Origin of the sequence: Rothia sp. HMSC058E10 (assembly GCF_001809415.1) — a bacterium.
Taxonomy (GTDB): domain Bacteria; phylum Actinomycetota; class Actinomycetes; order Actinomycetales; family Micrococcaceae; genus Rothia; species Rothia dentocariosa.
Genome location: NZ_KV797623.1, coordinates 1 through 16,358 on the forward strand (window position 1 = coordinate 1; position 16,358 = coordinate 16,358).

Sequence of the window (16,358 nt, forward strand, 5' to 3'; positions counted from 1 at the left end):
CGTTCGCTGTATAGTTTTGAAACAACAAGCCTGAGGGTTTGTTAGTTAATTACATATGTATGGAAGAGACCCCGTGAGGGGTCTCTTTTGTTTTAACCACTGATTTGCATTCTCCTTGAGAGCTATCGGCTCTGCTGTGTTCTTATGGCGCGCGTTGGTGAATGCTCTAAAGGCTAAGAAGACCTCATGAAATATAATCGGCGCATCAGGGCGTTGAAAATCTGTGAGAGCGCGTATGCTTTCTTGTTATCTTAGGGGCATGGAGACTTTACAATCTGCCCCAGACCCGAAGGATTTGACGCTATCGATAGATGAGAGGCGTGAACTTATCGTCTGGGCGGCAGACTGTATGTATCGGATACTGCCTATTTTCGAGAAGCAGTATCCTGCTGATCCTAGGCTTCAGCAGGGGCTTGCTGCGATCGCTGAGTTCAACCGCGGTGCATTATCAGTTGGAACTATGCGTCAGCACGCTTTGCTCTGCCATGCTACGACCCGGGACTGTAAGACCCCGTCTGCGCAAGCCGTAGCTAGAGCCTGCGGACACGCGATTGCCATAGCCCATATGGGTGCCCATGCACGCAATATTGAGCGATATACTCGCAAAGTGCTTTCGGGAGAACCTTTGACCGAAGAGCTCGAATGGCAACGGTCACATATTCCTGCTCGATTTTTCAGCTATGTTTTTGCGCGCTAAGCAGCGTATACCCACACGTAGAATTTCGAAAGCCAGAGAAGTCCTTTTTACCGGTCTGTGATAGCGTGCCTGAGGCTTCATCACGGGAATACTAATACCAATCGTTGCACATTCTTCTGAACGAGTTTCTGGAACGTTTACTGTATCAAGTACCGACGAATACCTGTTCTCGCGTTAGAGTGAATGTATGGAGTATCCGCTTTTTTCAGACCGACAGCAGGAACCGTATACGGGAGAGGACACCTCAAAATACCGGACGGTGGCGCTCACCGCCGAGGTTAAGCTGCCTTTAGCGGAACTATGGCTGGCGTGCACCGAGTATATCCATCTGTGGTGGCCGCGGGAGCTTCTGCGGGACGAAGAAAGCTATCTGGAGCTTACGGATACAGTTCTTACCGAAGAAGACCCGCAGGGGTATGTAACAACTCTTGCTGAGGTAATCTACTATGAGCCCGAGGACGTGTTGGGCTTTTTGCCTCTGCCCGATACTAAACTGCATCAGCTTCTACGTGATGACAGCGGGTTTAGCCTACTTTTCGACGAAGACGGCGCAGAATCTTCGCTTATGGAAATCACCTCTGGTTTAGCGAAACCCCGTGAACTTGCGGCTGAGTACGACGAGCTGGGTGTTTATACGATCCAACGTTATGGCGCAGAACTTATTTTGAAGGCGTGCGCCCGATTCTTTGGGGCTGAACTTCGAGCAGAGTCTCTTGTATCGGGTATGCTTGACAGCTATGAGCACTAGGCAGGCCGCATCGGAACGAGGCACCGCAGAAAGTACAGTACAAGAGACCGAACACGACATTGTCGTTCGTCGCCCTCTGATGGTTGTGCAGTGGCTGAACCTGCCGACAATCCCGATCTTGGGGCAGCTGATTCAAACTGCTTTCTTCGTTCTGCTGGTGTTCGGTTTCTTCTCATGGTTTGCTTCTGTGGCGGTTACCGACCAAACCATCGAGCTGTGAGTAGAAACCAAGCCCGAACATCTGAAAATTTTAGGCCTTGAAGTCAGCTACAACGCGGTTGTGCTTAAGGTGACGATGATCGTTGCGGTATCCTCTGGGCTGAGCTTTGTGGCAGCGACGATCGGCATGCGCTTGACTTCTTGGAACCGATGGTGCTGCGTCTGCGAAAAATCCTGATAATTCGAAATATATACCTCTCCATTTTCAGGTACGGGCGCCGAAGAGACACTGGAGGGCTATGAACTGTGGTCCGCATCGGCGCAAGAAGATAGTACAGAGCCCGTTGCATCTACCGATAAGGAGACGGTGAAGGATAATGGTCTCGAAGAAGCCACTGAGTCCGGGAGTACAGACTCATAGCCAGAGGTGAAGGTAGGCTTCATAGCGCCTCGATCACAATGCCGCCAAAACGGGCGTTCTTTGCCTCGCAGGTTATTCCATCAACGTAGCAGGTTGAACTGGAGTAGGTTTCTTGCAGCCCGGTATTGGCGTAATATCCGTAAAATCCGCCAAGCAGCGTTACACCCGAGCTATTGGGAGTCGGCAGCACCTGTATATCGTAGAAAACAACCGGGCGGCCAGACCGGTCAGTCACCCGTGCAGAACATTCGGGACAGAGCGAGCGAGGATAACGTTCTAAAGTCTTCACGGGCTTGGAACAAACGGGGCATGCAATTTCCATGAATGGTGGCTTGACCATGGAGGATATCCTTCGGGTGGTTAGATGACAATGTAGACACGTTGGATGGGGATAGTCCCATTGCTTTTATCTTAGAGGTGTGCATCCAAGGTGAAAATGGTGTACGTCAAATAGAACATAGGCAGGGCGCAAAGGTCTGAAAACCCCGTAAACCTAGCTAAGTTATTTCAACGTACGTAAGATGTTCTTATGACACGTTTTACGACCGACCATCTCAAAACATTCGTTACGGTCATCGAGTACGGTACTTTCGACGCTGCTGCCGACATTCTTGGGGTTAGCCCCTCCGCAATATCACAGCGTGTAAAAACAATGGAACAGCTGGCCGGTAAAGTTCTGCTGCAGCGCACCAACCCGGTTACCCCAACAGCCTCCGGGCAGAGCGTGTTACGTATTGCCCGGCAAAGTGAATTCCTACAGCTTGAACTGGAACGAGAACTCATGGGCGAGGGTGGATTCCAGACAGTCTCTATAGCCCTGAACGCCGATTCTTTAGCAACGTGGTTTTTGGAGGCCATACGCACGCTCGCTCAGGAGGACGAAATTTTCTGTGACCTGCGGCGTGAAGGTGAATTTCATTCCTCAGCCCTTCTGCGTACCGGGGAAGTTATGGCTGCCATAACCTCACAGCCCGGAAAAATCCCCGGATGCTCGGTAGATTACCTGGGCGTGGCGCGTTACTGGTGTGTGGCATCGCCAGCGTATGTGGATCGTTACCTTCCGGGGTTCCCCGCGAAGACTACCCGTGATGATCTGAACCGGGCACCCGTGGTGGAATATGATCGTAAAGACTTTGTGCAGGATGCTGCACGCACTCTGATTGAGGAAGACCTAAAACTGTCCAGAGCCGAATTCGAGCAGAGCCCAACGCTCTATATTCCTTCATCACCAGATTACGCGCAGGCGGTCTATGAGGGTATTGCGTGGGGGCTGCTGCCGGAGGCACAGTGTAGCGAATATTTCGCCGCCCAAACACTTGTGAAACTCGCTCAGAAGCCCGTGGAGTTCCCACTGTACTGGCAGCACTGGAATATCAACTCGCCCGTTCTGGAAAAAGTTAGCCGCCGGGTTGCTGATGCGGCTCATCAGGGGCTCTTGAACTCATGACGGACAGCTAGGGGCGAACGACATCAAACGCACCGCACCCAATTCTGCATCGCACGGATTCACCCTGTGGCTGATAACGCTCAACTTCGTGGCGGTATTCTACTGGTTATGACTTTACTTCCACGATCGCTTTGGCAGCATTCCTGGTGGTGTTGGCGCTGTTGCAGATTATGTTGCGGCCTTTATTTGCTACGCTGATGACAGTACATTGCTGCTACACAAACCATTGTTTTTACTAGCCCCTTAAAACTTCAATTGACTAGTATATATGCTTATATTGGAATATTCGCATATAAAGATCTTGGCAGTATTTTCTACTGCACGTCGTATCTACGAAGCACGCTAGAATCTTGTTCACTGGGTACTGTTCTGCGTCATCTTTGCGCTCTGCACGGCGATGCTCGGGATATGACACGGCATGCAAAACGCGAGTCAAAGAATAGTGCACCCTAAGGGTACAGCACCGCCACGCTTATACGTGATCTAGCGGAAGAAAAGAGATGCCAACCAGAATAACGCCGCAGCGACGATGAACCCTATCAACGCCCAGCGGCGTAGCCTTGTCTCCACACGGGCGGCACGAATATCCGCACGTTTTGAAATATCCTCGGTACTCCGCATGGGAGCGGAGGTAGAGCCATGCGGGGCATCCTGAGATTCTTGAGGCGAAGGAGACCCATCCGATTCGGACATAGCCCTAACCTAACGCCACCGAGTCATCATGACCATACCCACCATCATGGCACCTACGCCAATAGTCACATTCCACATGCCAATGCCGGGCACAGGAAGCCGACCCTCAAAAATGTAATACGCAATAATCCAGAGAATACCCAGCGCAACGAGCGAAAACATCACTACTCGATACCACAGGGGAGTACCCTCTCTCTGTGTTCCGCTCGTTTCCATCTCGCGAGCGACCTCCAACAGACGGAGCTCGCTCGCATCTTCTTCAACGGCCTTAGCCGATTTCTTGTCTTGTGACTTCTTTGACTTAGTATTGGCAGTCTTTTTCGACTTTTTCGCAGTCGACTTAGGGGACATATTTTCCTCCGCCTCAGATGTATGGGTAACCTTATGTAGTACGTTAAAAACTATCTTTGCAGACTCGCGGGATGATTTCACCTTTCACCGGCGTTGTCATTAAAGAAAGTGTAATGACTGGGACGGTAACATCCCGCTATGGAGGACACCCAAAACTATGGCGCATGCATCCGCGAAAGCGCATCAGGCAGTTCAGCCTCATAAATCTATTCTGCGGTGGACCATCCAAATTACGGGTGAGCTTCTGATCACCGTTGGTCTTGTGCTGCTGCTCTTTGTCGCGTGGCAGCTCTGGTGGACCAATATAGACGCAAACCGTTCACAGTCCCAAGCCGTCGATTCCTTGACGCACGAGTTCAGCTCCGCCGCGCCAGTCGAACAGTGGGATCCCCAAAATCCACCGGAGCCTGAAGCCGAACCCGAACACGGAAAAGGATTCGGGGTTGTCTACATTCCCCGGTTTGGTGCAGACTACCAGCGTCCTGCCGCGCAGGGTACCAGCGCAGACGTGATCGATACCCTCGGTTTGGGACACTACGACGGAACCGCTATGCCGGGCGGCGTAGGCAACTTCGCGCTCGCAGGGCACCGACAGACACGCGGCGCAGTGCTCGACTATATCGACCAGCTGCAGGTGGGCGATCACATTTATGTGCGCACCAAAGACGGCTATTACACCTACACCGTGTACGAGCATGTGATTGTGCAGCCTGACAATATTGAGGTGATCGAGCCGGTTCCGAGTAAACCCGGACAAGAGCCCACGGAGCGCATTATGACGCTCACGACCTGCCACCCGCGTTACGGTGACACAGAACGTTATATTGTGCACGCCCGTTTTGAATCCTGGCAGCCTAACTCTGCTGGCGCGCCTGCGGAAATTGCCCAAGCAGCCCAGAACCCCGCCTAACCCGAGAGGATATAACATGTACGGTTGGATTTTTCGTCATCTTCCCGGACCTCTATGGGTTCGCATTATCATTGCTATTCTGCTTATCGCCGTGATCGTATACGCCCTCATGGAATTCGTGTTTCCGAATTTTGCCGAGTACGGTCCGTTCAACTTTGATGTTACCATCAACCATTAGCGGCGCTTGCCAAAGGAGAAGCCATGACCCGCATCCTGGTTATCGATAATTACGATAGTTTTGTGTTCACTCTCGTCGGATATCTGCAGCAGCTCGGAGCCGAGACAACCGTAATCCGCAATGACGAGTATGACCTTGATACCGTGCTCACAATGGCTGCCGAGTACGACGGCCTGCTCATCTCTCCGGGACCCGGTGCCCCCGCAGAAGCCGGGGTCATTATCGATACCATTCGCTGGGCTGCGCAGACTCATAAACCCCTGCTTGGCGTGTGTCTGGGGCATCAAGCTATAGCGGAGGCGTTTGGCGGCACCGTCACGCACGCCCCCGAGCTGATGCACGGCAAGACTTCAACCTTGGTTCACGAGAACGACTCGGTGTTCAAAGGCGTACCGAACCCCTTCACTGCGACTCGCTACCATTCGCTGGCGGTCGTCCCAGAGACTATGCCTGAGGTCTTGGAAACCACCTCGACGACTGAGAGCGGCATTATTATGGGGCTGCGGCACCGGGATGCGCCCATGCATGGCGTGCAGTTCCACCCGGAATCCGTGCTTACCGAGAGCGGTTATCTGATGCTGGGTAATTGGCTGGAAGAAACGGGGCTTGAGGGCGCCGCTGAGCGTGCCAAATCGTTGTCCCCACTAATTGCCTAGCGGGCAGCGGTAAAGGCGCCTGACAGACCCAAGTAGGTCTGTCAGGCGCCTTCTCTATGTGTGTGCGGTACAGTCGAAGAAATATATGTGGGGCGTGCTTTAGATTTTGAATCTAAAGCACGCCCCACATATATGACCAGGATTTACCTGAGCAAACCAGCCTTACCTTTCTTCTTTCTCCTCATTTTCCTTGCCGTTTTGTACGGCCTTGGATGAAGGAGCAGCGGCACTTGGCGTTGCAGAAGGTACAGGAGCGTTGCCCTGCTGGCCCTGTTGGCCTTGCTGCTGTTGATTCTGCTGCTGATTACCTTGCTGGCCCTGTTGGCCTTGCTGCTGTTGATTCTGCTGCTGATTGCCCTGCTGGCGCTGGGTGTTGTTGTTATTATTCGTCGACGGGGTAGTCGCACGCGGTGAGGCAGATGCGGTCGCCGCCGGGGCAGCCGCCACACGAATAGTAACAGTGCTGTTCTGAGCCACCAGAGTACCCGCAGCGGAGCTCTGAGAAATCACCGTATTCGGTGCCGCAGAGCTTGTCTGAACGGTCTCAATATTGGTGTTGAGCAGAACATCGGACGCAGTCAGAGCTTCAATAGCCTGATCCTTCGTCAGACCCACGAGCGAAGGAACCTTGACCTTACCGGAGGACAGCACCAGGTTTACGTTGCTGCCAGCCTCGATCGTGGTCTTACCGTTGGCATCGGTTTCAGCCTTCTCAGGCTCCAGAGAAACTACCATACCGGCGGGAACGGATGCGCTCTCAACGGTGCTGACGCGACCATCCTTAAGGCCGAGCTCCTTCAGAGCGTTGCGCACATAGGCTTCGCTCTGACCCTGCAGGTTATCGGGCAGGGTTACACGCTCGGGACCATTCGAGTAAGTTAGCGATACGGTAGAACCCTTAGCCGCCTTCGTACCCTCGCCGGGGCTGACACTAATAACATCGCCCTTCTTCACGTTCTCGGAGTATGCCCCGCGGCTCTCCACGGCAAAGCCAGCATTGCGCAGCTGGTTCTCGGCATCGTCCTTCGACTGGTTCATCACGGTAGGAATAGCGACCTGCGGAACTTCATTGAGCTTGCCCTGGTAGTACAGGAACGAGCCGATACCCAGCAGAAGCGATGCTGCAATAGCAAGACCAACGAGGAAACGAACCCAGGTTCGCTTACGGGGTTGCTCGGCGGGAAGGAACTCTTCCTCTTCAACAAATTCTTCTCCGCCGTACTCATCGTCATCAAAGAAACCGTTGAGGTTCGCATCTTCAACAGGAGTCGAAACCTGCGGCATGGTCGTGGTGTAGGCATCGAAATCAACCTCACCCGTACCGGTTCCTGCCGCACCCGCCGCGGGAGCCTCAAGAGGCGCAAAAGCGGTGGTCATGGAGTCATCGGGAACCTGTTGCGGCATACCGCCGCCAACCTGCAGACCCGCTCCCTGACGGATCGCCTGCGAAAACTCATCGGCGGTCTGGTAACGATCATCCGGGTTCTTGGCAAGACCTCGAAGAATAACTTCATCAAGCTCAGGGGGTACGCTCAGCGGGCTAAAGGTACTCGGTGCGGCGGGAGTCTCGGTAAGATGCTTCGCCGCCAAATCGACGTTAGTTTCCGCATCGAAGGGGGAACGTCCAGCAACCATTTCATACAGTACGCATGCTGCCGAATAAAGGTCGCTTCTCGCATCAACTTCTTTACCACTGACCTGCTCGGGAGACATGTAGCGTGCGCTACCCATCACCACGTTGGCCTTTGTCAGAGCCTCGCCAGCCTCTTCAATAGCTCGGGCGATGCCGAAGTCCATCACCTTAATCTGACCCGGCTGCCCCTTCGCGGCGTCTTCCTCGGTTCGGGGAAGCACCATAATATTCGCGGGCTTAATATCGCGGTGGATAATACCCATCGAATGACTGTATTTTAGAGCGCTCAAAAGCTGCTCTGCGTACCCCACCGCATCACGCACGGGAATGTACCCGCCCGACGACAGGACGCTGCGCAGCGTCCTGCCATCAACGTATTCCATAACGATGTACGGGATCTTAGCCTCGTCATCGTCGACGGCATCATCAACACCGTATCCGCTGTTGGGATCTGACGGGGAATAAGCGCCCGTGTCGTACACCGCAACGATACCGGGGTTGTTCAGGGATGCGACAGCCTCCGCCTCACGTTTAAACCGTGAACGGAAGGTTTTGTCTTGGGCCTGCTCCGGGCGCAGGATCTTCATCGCGACCTTACGACCGAGACGAGTATCCTCCGCCGCGTATACGGTAGCCATCGCACCGGTACCGATAACATCGAGTACCTTATAACGGCCATCTACCGTTTCAGGAACCAACAGGTCCATACGTTCTCCTGGGGTAAAAATAGTTTTTGATGTGAGTGGACTCAGACACTAACGCCCAGTACGAGGACTAGAAGAAGTCGACGCGCCTGAAGGCGTAGCTGCGGATGGCGACGAGTCAGAATCCGTCCTCGTACCTGATTTCTCGTTAGCTACATACATCTCTACCATACTAGGAACTGACACTTTAGTGCCAGGAGAGGGGCTGGTGCGTAGCACCGTACCGGGCTGTGCAGTCTCAGAGTATTCGAGGTGAATACGAACATTAATGCCAAGTGAAGTAATCGAAGGCGCAGCTTCTTCGTAGTTCTTTCCTTCAACGTTCGGAAGAGACACTGACTTAGAACCGCTTGAATAACGCACGGTAATGGTGCTGCCCTCGTCTACCGAACCAGCCGGTGAAATCGACAGAACGGTGTTGGCTGGATCTTCAGACTCAACACTTTCAGTCTTGGGCGAAAGGCCCAGGTTCTTCAGGTCATTGACAACATCCTGAAGGGGACGACCCTCGTAGCTGCGTGCCTGCAGGTTAATTTTCTGCTTCTGAGTACTGCTTGCAGCCGAGGACTCCTCGCTCGGGGTGGCTACCGTGACGGTACCTTCCGCAGAGCTGGGTGTTGCCGAGCTGGTGGTATTCGTATCAGGGGTTGCACGGCTGTTGGCCGCCCAGACAGCCCAGAGGATACCGAGAATAAGCACAAGTGCCGCCACAATAGCGACGATCCATACCCAGTTGCGTTTCTTCGGACCCTGTTGTGCCGTACGTGCGGCCGCAGCCTTTGACCCGGGCTCAGGAATCGGAGCGGTCGAAGGACCGGGCGTGAAGTGCGACCCAGATCCGAACTTCGGAGCGGCGGATGCCGAAATAGGCTCGGCGATCAGGGAGGTCTGGGCAGTATCCAGATTCTCCGGCAAGAACGCCTCCAGCGTGGGTACGGCCTTAATCGCCGCAGGAATATCACGACGGCGAATAGCATCAATAGCGGATGCCAGCGCGGTAGCATCCTTAGGACGCTCCGCAGGATCCTTAGCAAGCAGGCACATAATCAAGGCGCGGGCGGGCGCCGGGATGCTCTCCGGCAGCGGCGGTGGCGGATCGTTCACCTGAGCTAGAGCAATCGCGATCTGTGATTCACCCGTGAACGGGCGGTGACCGACCAGGCACTCGTACCCGATAATACCCAGCGAGTACATATCGGAGGACGGGGTTGCAGGTTGACCGGTTGCCTGTTCGGGCGCCAAATACTGGGCTGTACCCATCACCTGACCGGTAGCGGTCAGCGGAACCTGATTCGCAAGCCTAGCAATACCGAAGTCGGTAACCTTCACCCGGTCATCCGGGGTGATCATTAGGTTACCGGGCTTCACATCGCGGTGCACGAGGCCCTGAGCATGTGCAGCAGCCAACGCGCGAGCCGTCTGCGCAATAAAGTTCAGGATACGATCCGGCGGCAGCGTGCCGTCGCGCTCGATGATGCTCGACAGCGGCTCGCCCGGAACCAACTCCATCACCAGGTATGCAGAGTTATCCTCTTCACCGTAATCGAACATATTGGCAACACCGGGGTGGTTCAGAAGCGCAGTATGGCGCGCCTCCGCACGGAAACGCTCCAAGAACCCGGGGTCACCCGTATACTCCTCTTTCAGGATTTTAACGGCGACGGTGCGTCCGAGAACCTTGTCGCGAGCTTTCCAGACCTCACCCATACCGCCGATAGCGATACGTTCGGTTAGGGTGTAGCGCCCGCCCAAGGTGATATCAGCCGAAGGCCTCACTTGTTCAACACCGCCTCAAAAAGTTGTTTACCTGCATTTGTCGAAAGCTGGGAACCGGTTGTTGCATCCATATCCTCATAGACCACCGCAATGGCGATCTGAGGATCATCGGCGGGTGCAAACCCGGTAAACCAAGAGTTATTCAAACCACCCGTAGTTTCTGCGGTACCGGTCTTACCAGCAACCTTATACCCGGGCACGCCTGCGTTACGGGCAATACCGTTATCCACAGAGTTCACCATCCATTGTTTCACCTGATCGGCGACTTTAGTAGAAGTTGAGGTGCGCAACTTCTCGGGTGAGAACTCGTAGAGCACGCTCAAGTTACTGGTTTTGACAGAACGAATCATGTTGGGCTTCATCTGCACACCGCCGTTAGCGATCGCAGCAGAAGTCATCGCCACCTGCAGCGGGGTGGTGCGTACATCGTACTGACCCACGGATGCCTGCGCCAGCTGGCTCTGCGACATACCCTTCGGGAAGCTCGACTTAGCCACCGCCAGCGGAATCTTCAAATCCTGACCATAACCAAAGTTTTCGGCAGTCCTAGAGATCCTATCTTCACCCAAATCCATTGCGATCTGCGCAAAAGGAGTGTTGCAGGACTGCGCCATAGCCCATTCAATCGTAGCCTTGGTGCGTCCTCCACACTGACCGCCCGCATAGTTCGGAAGCGACACATTGGTTCCCGGAAGGGGAAGCTGTGCGGGGTTATCGATCGTGGAGTTCGCATCATATTTGCCGGACTCCAAAGCTGCGACGGCATCAATAATCTTGAAGGTCGAGCCGGGCGAATAGGTGTTACCCGCAATAGCACGGTTGTAAAGCGGGTTATTCGGATTCGAGTTCAGTTCCTCATAGTTGCTGACTACCGTAGACCCATCGTGGGATGCGAGCGTATTCGGGTCATATGAGGGAGACGAGGCCATCGCCAAGATTTCGCCAGTCTTGGGGTTAATCGCCACAATAGAACCCTTACGGCCCTGAAGCAGGTTGTTAGCAAGCTCCTGAAGCTTAGAATCCACGGTGAGCTCGACGCTCGCACCGCGTGCCGAAGAACCCGAGAAGAGCTGAGCAACACGATCGTAGAACTGGCTGTCGGAAGTACCCGAAAGCTCCTTGTCCATAGCGGACTCGACACCGGTAGAACCGTACACTGACGAGAAATAACCCGTCAGCGCCGCATACTTTTCTGGCTCAGAGTACACGCGTTGATAGTTATACTCATCATCCGATTTCACCGACGAGGCGATTTCGGTTCCATCGACCACGATAGAGCCACGGTTGGCACCATAGTTATCGTACAGAGAACGCGAGTTCCACGGGTTATCTTTGAGAGATTCGGTGTCGAAGAATTGGATATAGCTCAACGTACCCATGAGCAGGATAAAAACGCAACCTGCGGCCATCCACATGCGGCGAATTGCCCTATCCATTGCGGTCACCTCCTGCTTGTTGAGTTGAAATACGGGCGAGAACGCTGGTTGCGCCCTCAGATTCATAGCTGTAGTCTTCGTGGTCGATACTTTCGGGAACGTCGAACCCGACCACGACGTGAGGCGCTCGCGCGGTATGCGAAATCGAAAGCCACAACGCCACGATAATCCAGTTAGCCACCAGGGATGAACCACCGGCAGACATAAACGGTGTGGTCAAACCGGTCAGCGGAATTAACCGGGTTACACCGCCAACCACCACGAAGAGCTGAAGCACCATAACCGTGGAAAGGCCTGCCGCTAAGAGCTTGCCGAAACCGTCACGAGTGCCCAATGCTGCGCGGTAGCCACGCGAGATGAGGATGAGGAACATCATCAAAATAGCGCCCAGGCCGATCAGACCGAGTTCCTCACCGAGAGAAGTAATAATCATGTCCGAGTTAGCGAACGGCACCAAAGAGGTAAGGCCCTGACCCCATCCACGGCCAAAGAGACCGCCGTAGGACAGACCGAAAATACCCTGAAGGATCTGACCGGAACCACCGCTGGAGGACATATAGACCTCGGGATCAAAGGCGTGCATCCAGCCATAGATACGGGCGTGCACGTGAGAAATGGAGTTGTAGGCGAAGTATCCGCCAACCACCACGCCGACACCGCCGACTACAAGCCAGGAAATCTTGCCGGTCGAGAGGTACAGCATCGCCATGAACAGCCCAAAGAACAGGATTGCAGAACCCAGATCCTTCTGGAAAACCAACACGCCTATGCTGACCATCCACGCCAAGAAAATTGGGGTCAAATCGCGCAGACGCGGCAGATTGATGGGCCCCAGACGCTTACCCGCTGTGAGAATCAAATCGCGGTGTGTGGACAGGTAGCCCGCAAAGAAAATTGCCAGGGTAATCTTTGCAATTTCGCCGGGCTGGAAGGTACGCCCGCCGAGCCTGATCCAAATCCGTGCGCCGTTGATTTCGGTACCAAGACCGGGGATAAGCGGCATGATAAGCAGGATGAAGGAGAGCACCAGCGAAATATAGGTGATCTTACGCAGCACTCGATGATCCCGCAGGAAGTACAGCACAACGGAACAGAGGATCATTGAGAATCCCGTCCAGAACAGCTGGGACTCGCCCACTGGAGCCTTCTGCATGGCAGGATCCTTGTCGATGCGGAAAATCATCGCCAGCCCGATTCCGTTGAGCGCCACAACGAGCGGCAGAATAAACGGATCGGCGTAACGCGCCCGGAATTGAAGCACCAGATGCGCGATGAGCGCGCACACGCCCAGCACCACGGTACCTTGAATCCACGGGTTCTTCCCCATATCCCACGCCGTTTCGGGGTCAATCAGGTACATGGAAAATGAGCCGATGCCGACCGCAACCACGAGCAGAACAAGCTCAATCAGGCGACGCGAACGGGGTATGTGTGCATCACGCAATAGCCTAGCCACGATTACCACCTTCCGTTGCTGAAGTTTTTTGACCTGTCTGCGCGCCGGACGAAGCCGCACCGGAAGGCTGTGTATTCCGGTCATCCTGCAGATTCACCTGAGCCTGCATACGGTTTACGATAACCCGTGCATCGTCAAGATTATCCGCGTGAATCGTATTCTTCAAAAGCGTGCGGGTATGTTCGGGCAGCTGTGAAGTTTCCACTTCGCTTTCCTCGACCACATGGGAGAGATGGATTGGTCCCAACGACTGCGGAACGCCGTTATAGACGGCGACCTTACCGTTATTTTCGCCAACGTAGTAGCGGCCCTCAACCCATTTCAGCCCGCTCCAACCCGCAATGAGCGCCAGCACAAGGATTACGGCTGCACTCACCAGCAGAATCGGGCGCCGACGGCGTCGAATTGGATCCGCCAGAAGCTCTTCAAGCTCGTCCGGCAGCTTTGCGGGTTCCTCGGTGCTCATCGGCACGCGCTGCGCCAATGAGGCCCGATGCTCCAGGGTGCGGCTCGTCACCGCCGGAATACGCCCGGTCTCTGTTGCTACGGATGCGCTGCCCACCAGCTGATGCGGGCGAGAGCCAAGCTCGTGGCGCAAAATGGCGGCATTCGTGCGGGCAAAGTACACCGCATCCTGATCGCTCGCGTCGCCGTCGTGGGGGAAGGAATCCGTGAGGTCACGGGCGCGGCGGAACTTCTTGAGCGCACGATCGTGATCGGACAGACCCTCTTCGGCGTTTACTTCCTCGGTGATTTCCTCAAGCTCAGAGGTTGTCAGTGAGGTATCGATCTCGCCGGTCTCTGGCAGGGCAGAAGGACCTACAGGTTCGTCGGCGGGAAGCTCCTCACGATCGATAACCTGTACAACCACGACCGTCACGTTATCGGGTGCGCCGCCGTCGAGAGTCATCTGGATAAGAACGTCCGCGATCTCACCCAGATCATCGGTGGAACGCATGACGGCTTCGATCTCTTCATCAGAGACCACCGCCTCTAAACCATCGGAAGCAAGCACCCAGCGCTCACCAGGAATGGCTTCTAAAGTCTGCAGCTCAAGTTCGGGGGAGGCATCGACGTCGCCAAGCACGCGCATAATCACGTTGCGGTGTGGGTGATTCTCCGCCTCTTCGGGAGTGATGCGGCCCTCGTTGAGAAGACGCTGCACGAAGGTGTGGTCGGTCGAAATCTGCTCGAAACCGCCGTCTTCATCGGCACGTAAACGATAGGCACGCGAGTCGCCAATATGGGCCATCTCGATCTTTTCGCCGTCCACCAGCAGAGCGGTACAGGTGGTACCCATACCCGCAAGGCGCTGATCACTGGTTGCCAGATCATTGATAATGGCGTTGGCACTTTGGATTTCGTCGGCGAGGTATATGCCGCCGGTACCGTCAAAGTCGGGGTGGTCCAAAGGGGTCAGGTTCAAAACGGCGGTAGCGGATGCGACGTCACCACCGACGTGCCCGCCCATGCCGTCAGCAACAACAGCAAGATAACGCCCACCGTACCCGGAGTCGTCATTCTTGCTGCGTTTCACGCCCGTATCGGAACGGGCTTCAAAGCGAAAGGCTATCTTCAACGATTACCCCCTCAGCTGCATAGTCGTTCCGCCCACACGGAAATCGACACCCGGCTCAATAGCAGTAGCGCGGGTCAGCTTTTGGTTGTTTACGAATGTGCCGTTGGTTGAGCCCAAATCCTCCAAGAACCAGCGAGAACCCTGTGGGAACAGACGGGCATGGCGACCGGAGGCGTAATCGTCCTGCAACGAAACCTCAATATCATTGGCGCGACCGATAGTAACCGGGGAGTCACCCAACTGCATCATAGCTCCCGCCTGCACTCCCTTGGTGATCACCAAGCGGGAAGGACGTGCAGGAGGAGCTGCAATATGCTGCGGTTGCGGCTGCGAGTCTGCGGCAGATTCTACGGGTACGGAGCGGAAGTTCTTACCCAGCCCCAAATCGCGGCGGGCGGCTGCCACCACGAAAAACACAAAGAACCAGAGCAACCCCAAAAACGCAAAGCGCAGTATGGTTACAGTTAGCTCGGATGCCATTAACGTATACCTCCAGAGGCAATTGAGCGGAAGAGAACTCGGGCTCCGCCCAACTGTAACACCGCTCCATCTTGGAGAACGGTAGGGGTTTTCAGCGGAAAACCATTCAGCCGGGTTCCATTGGTTGAGCCCAAGTCGGTGGCAACATAGTTGCCTCCCTGGCGGGAAATCTGTAGGTGGCGGCGCGAAATACCCTTATCGGCGAGACGCACGGATGCGTCGGAGCCGCGACCGACGACGAGAGGTGCCCCAGAAAGCTCATACCGCTGCCCGTTAATATCCACAAAAGCATGATGCGCCGCGGCACGTTGCTGCTGCGGAGGATTCTGCGGGGAACGCGGTTTCGGCGCGGACGCGGCAGGTGCCTGCTGTTGCTGCTGAGGCTGTTCCGTGCGGCGCGGCGGAGTAGCCCGCGGTTTTGTAATTCTGGTCGGCAGACCGGTATCACGAGCCGGGGCAACGGGGGCGTAGTCGGAGGCGCCGTGGGCGGCACCGGCGGGAGGAACATAGTTTGTCGCGCCCGAGGGCGGAGCCTGGAACGCCTCAAAACTGGGCACAACCTCGAACTCGTCGGCTTCGAGATCGGCAATAGGACTGAAGGTAATACGTACAGCCCCAATCAGCGAATACCCCTGCGCACGCGCATGTGAAATAGCAAGATTGCACAGCTCAACCGCGAATGGGTTGCCCCACTCCCGCACGCGCGAAAAATCGGCGCTCGAAAAGCGAACGTTGAAGATATTTGGTGCCATCGTGTGACCGCCCTGGTCCACATATGAGGCATCATCCATCGACGTGCGAATACGGTTAGCTACATCAGCCTTTGCGAAGGTGCCAAAGCCTTTAGAAAAGCCGACGGTACGACCGATGCCTTGCTCCAGTCGTTCCAACTTATCAAATAACTTCATTGCCTCCTCCTTTATGGCTCGGGCCGGATGTCACCCCTGGCATCCCGTGGTTGGGAACCCGAAGGGTTCAGTCTAGCTTTTGTAGCTGTGCATTTGCTGTGTCAGGTGTGAGTGCACACACCCAAC

17 protein-coding genes are annotated in these 16,358 nt (G+C 55.0%); 7 read left to right on the plus strand and 10 right to left on the minus strand.

Translation table 11 applies throughout. From position 1 onward, the window contains the following. Window positions 1–259 precede the first annotated feature (259 nt). The 3 genes from HMPREF2609_RS04500 to HMPREF2609_RS11115 all read left to right on the plus strand — a co-directional run bounded on the left by HMPREF2609_RS04500 (window position 260) and on the right by HMPREF2609_RS11115 (window position 1,665). Window positions 260–697 (plus strand): putative immunity protein, encoded by a 438-nt coding sequence (locus tag HMPREF2609_RS04500; protein ID WP_070448459.1) that lies wholly within the window; start codon window positions 260–262, stop codon window positions 695–697. 187 nt (window positions 698–884) lie between these two features. After that, window positions 885–1,445 (plus strand): hypothetical protein, encoded by a 561-nt coding sequence (locus HMPREF2609_RS04505; RefSeq protein ID WP_070535227.1) that lies wholly within the window; start codon window positions 885–887, stop codon window positions 1,443–1,445. Continuing rightward, entirely contained in the window at window positions 1,435–1,665 is a 231-nt protein-coding gene (locus HMPREF2609_RS11115; protein WP_070535230.1) for a hypothetical protein, read from the plus strand. Before HMPREF2609_RS04505 ends, HMPREF2609_RS11115 begins: the two co-directional genes overlap by 11 nt. Window positions 1,666–2,044: 379 nt before the next feature. Here the strand turns inward: HMPREF2609_RS11115 and HMPREF2609_RS04515 are convergent, their stop codons facing one another. Further along, on the minus strand, window positions 2,045–2,365 hold the full coding sequence (locus HMPREF2609_RS04515) for a hypothetical protein (protein WP_013398181.1): 321 nt from the start codon (window positions 2,363–2,365) through the stop codon (window positions 2,045–2,047). Between the two features lie 189 nt (window positions 2,366–2,554). Between HMPREF2609_RS04515 and HMPREF2609_RS04520 the strand changes: the two genes are divergently transcribed. Continuing rightward, complete coding sequence (locus HMPREF2609_RS04520) at window positions 2,555–3,472, plus strand: LysR family transcriptional regulator ArgP (RefSeq protein WP_070535232.1); 918 nt, start codon at window positions 2,555–2,557, stop codon at window positions 3,470–3,472. A gap of 483 nt (window positions 3,473–3,955) precedes the next feature. Here the strand turns inward: HMPREF2609_RS04520 and HMPREF2609_RS04525 are convergent, their stop codons facing one another. Then, complete coding sequence (locus tag HMPREF2609_RS04525; RefSeq protein ID WP_070535233.1) at window positions 3,956–4,165, minus strand: long-chain fatty acid--CoA ligase; 210 nt, start codon at window positions 4,163–4,165, stop codon at window positions 3,956–3,958. A gap of 9 nt (window positions 4,166–4,174) precedes the next feature. Further along, complete coding sequence (locus HMPREF2609_RS04530; RefSeq protein ID WP_013398184.1) at window positions 4,175–4,516, minus strand: cell division protein CrgA; 342 nt, start codon at window positions 4,514–4,516, stop codon at window positions 4,175–4,177. A gap of 157 nt (window positions 4,517–4,673) precedes the next feature. Between HMPREF2609_RS04530 and HMPREF2609_RS04535 the strand changes: the two genes are divergently transcribed. Genes HMPREF2609_RS04535 through HMPREF2609_RS04540 form a run of 3 tightly spaced genes read left to right on the plus strand, consistent with a single transcriptional unit; the run spans window position 4,674 to window position 6,260 of the window. After that, window positions 4,674–5,426 carry a class E sortase gene (locus HMPREF2609_RS04535; protein ID WP_070535234.1) on the plus strand — a complete coding sequence of 251 codons (753 nt, stop codon included), beginning with the start codon at window positions 4,674–4,676 and terminating at the stop codon, window positions 5,424–5,426. A 16-nt stretch (window positions 5,427–5,442) separates the two neighbouring features. Further along, window positions 5,443–5,604 carry a hypothetical protein gene (locus tag HMPREF2609_RS10895; protein WP_004006314.1) on the plus strand — a complete coding sequence of 54 codons (162 nt, stop codon included), beginning with the start codon at window positions 5,443–5,445 and terminating at the stop codon, window positions 5,602–5,604. A gap of 23 nt (window positions 5,605–5,627) precedes the next feature. Continuing rightward, window positions 5,628–6,260 carry an aminodeoxychorismate/anthranilate synthase component II gene (locus tag HMPREF2609_RS04540; RefSeq protein ID WP_004006315.1) on the plus strand — a complete coding sequence of 211 codons (633 nt, stop codon included), beginning with the start codon at window positions 5,628–5,630 and terminating at the stop codon, window positions 6,258–6,260. 162 nt (window positions 6,261–6,422) lie between these two features. Here HMPREF2609_RS04540 and pknB read toward each other — a convergent pair whose 3' ends face one another. From pknB to HMPREF2609_RS04575, 7 genes are read right to left on the minus strand one after another with little or no spacing between them, the layout of a single operon-like run. Beyond that, window positions 6,423–8,600, minus strand: a complete 2,178-nt coding sequence (pknB, locus tag HMPREF2609_RS04545) for a Stk1 family PASTA domain-containing Ser/Thr kinase (RefSeq protein ID WP_070535235.1) — start codon at window positions 8,598–8,600, stop codon at window positions 6,423–6,425. 48 nt (window positions 8,601–8,648) lie between these two features. Next, a complete protein-coding gene (locus HMPREF2609_RS04550; RefSeq protein ID WP_070535236.1) occupies window positions 8,649–10,373 on the minus strand; it encodes a protein kinase domain-containing protein in 1,725 nt (574 codons plus the stop codon). Continuing rightward, window positions 10,370–11,809, minus strand: coding sequence for a peptidoglycan D,D-transpeptidase FtsI family protein (locus tag HMPREF2609_RS04555; RefSeq protein WP_004006318.1), 1,440 nt, complete (start codon window positions 11,807–11,809; stop codon window positions 10,370–10,372). Before HMPREF2609_RS04555 ends, HMPREF2609_RS04550 begins: the two co-directional genes overlap by 4 nt. After that, complete coding sequence (locus HMPREF2609_RS04560; protein ID WP_179291544.1) at window positions 11,802–13,274, minus strand: FtsW/RodA/SpoVE family cell cycle protein; 1,473 nt, start codon at window positions 13,272–13,274, stop codon at window positions 11,802–11,804. Before HMPREF2609_RS04560 ends, HMPREF2609_RS04555 begins: the two co-directional genes overlap by 8 nt. After that, a complete protein-coding gene (locus HMPREF2609_RS04565; protein ID WP_004006320.1) occupies window positions 13,258–14,844 on the minus strand; it encodes a PP2C family protein-serine/threonine phosphatase in 1,587 nt (528 codons plus the stop codon). The genes HMPREF2609_RS04560 and HMPREF2609_RS04565 overlap by 17 nt, the downstream gene beginning before the upstream one ends. Before the next feature lie 3 nt (window positions 14,845–14,847). Beyond that, a complete protein-coding gene (locus HMPREF2609_RS04570; protein ID WP_004006321.1) occupies window positions 14,848–15,324 on the minus strand; it encodes an FHA domain-containing protein FhaB/FipA in 477 nt (158 codons plus the stop codon). After that, window positions 15,324–16,232: an FhaA domain-containing protein gene (locus HMPREF2609_RS04575; RefSeq protein ID WP_070535238.1), complete on the minus strand. Its 909-nt coding sequence runs from the start codon at window positions 16,230–16,232 to the stop codon at window positions 15,324–15,326. The genes HMPREF2609_RS04570 and HMPREF2609_RS04575 overlap by 1 nt, the downstream gene beginning before the upstream one ends. Window positions 16,233–16,358 lie beyond the last annotated feature (126 nt).

Bases quoted from the DNA above. Each gene is read 5' to 3' on its own strand.
- HMPREF2609_RS11115 (WP_070535230.1), top strand. From the start codon at position 1,435: ATGAGCACTAGGCAGGCCGCATCGGAACGAGGCACCGCAGAAAGTACA.
- HMPREF2609_RS04515 (WP_013398181.1), bottom strand. From the start codon at position 2,365: ATGGTCAAGCCACCATTCATGGAAATTGCATGCCCCGTTTGTTCCAAG.
- pknB (WP_070535235.1), bottom strand. From the start codon at position 8,600: ATGGACCTGTTGGTTCCTGAAACGGTAGATGGCCGTTATAAGGTACTC.
- HMPREF2609_RS04505 (WP_070535227.1), top strand. From the start codon at position 885: ATGGAGTATCCGCTTTTTTCAGACCGACAGCAGGAACCGTATACGGGA.
- HMPREF2609_RS04540 (WP_004006315.1), top strand. From the start codon at position 5,628: ATGACCCGCATCCTGGTTATCGATAATTACGATAGTTTTGTGTTCACT.
- HMPREF2609_RS04570 (WP_004006321.1), bottom strand. From the start codon at position 15,324: ATGGCATCCGAGCTAACTGTAACCATACTGCGCTTTGCGTTTTTGGGG.
- HMPREF2609_RS10895 (WP_004006314.1), top strand. From the start codon at position 5,443: ATGTACGGTTGGATTTTTCGTCATCTTCCCGGACCTCTATGGGTTCGC.
- HMPREF2609_RS04535 (WP_070535234.1), top strand. From the start codon at position 4,674: ATGGCGCATGCATCCGCGAAAGCGCATCAGGCAGTTCAGCCTCATAAA.
- HMPREF2609_RS04575 (WP_070535238.1), bottom strand. From the start codon at position 16,232: ATGAAGTTATTTGATAAGTTGGAACGACTGGAGCAAGGCATCGGTCGT.
- HMPREF2609_RS04500 (WP_070448459.1), top strand. From the start codon at position 260: ATGGAGACTTTACAATCTGCCCCAGACCCGAAGGATTTGACGCTATCG.
- HMPREF2609_RS04555 (WP_004006318.1), bottom strand. From the start codon at position 11,809: ATGGATAGGGCAATTCGCCGCATGTGGATGGCCGCAGGTTGCGTTTTT.
- HMPREF2609_RS04525 (WP_070535233.1), bottom strand. From the start codon at position 4,165: ATGTCCGAATCGGATGGGTCTCCTTCGCCTCAAGAATCTCAGGATGCC.
- HMPREF2609_RS04520 (WP_070535232.1), top strand. From the start codon at position 2,555: ATGACACGTTTTACGACCGACCATCTCAAAACATTCGTTACGGTCATC.
- HMPREF2609_RS04530 (WP_013398184.1), bottom strand. From the start codon at position 4,516: ATGTCCCCTAAGTCGACTGCGAAAAAGTCGAAAAAGACTGCCAATACT.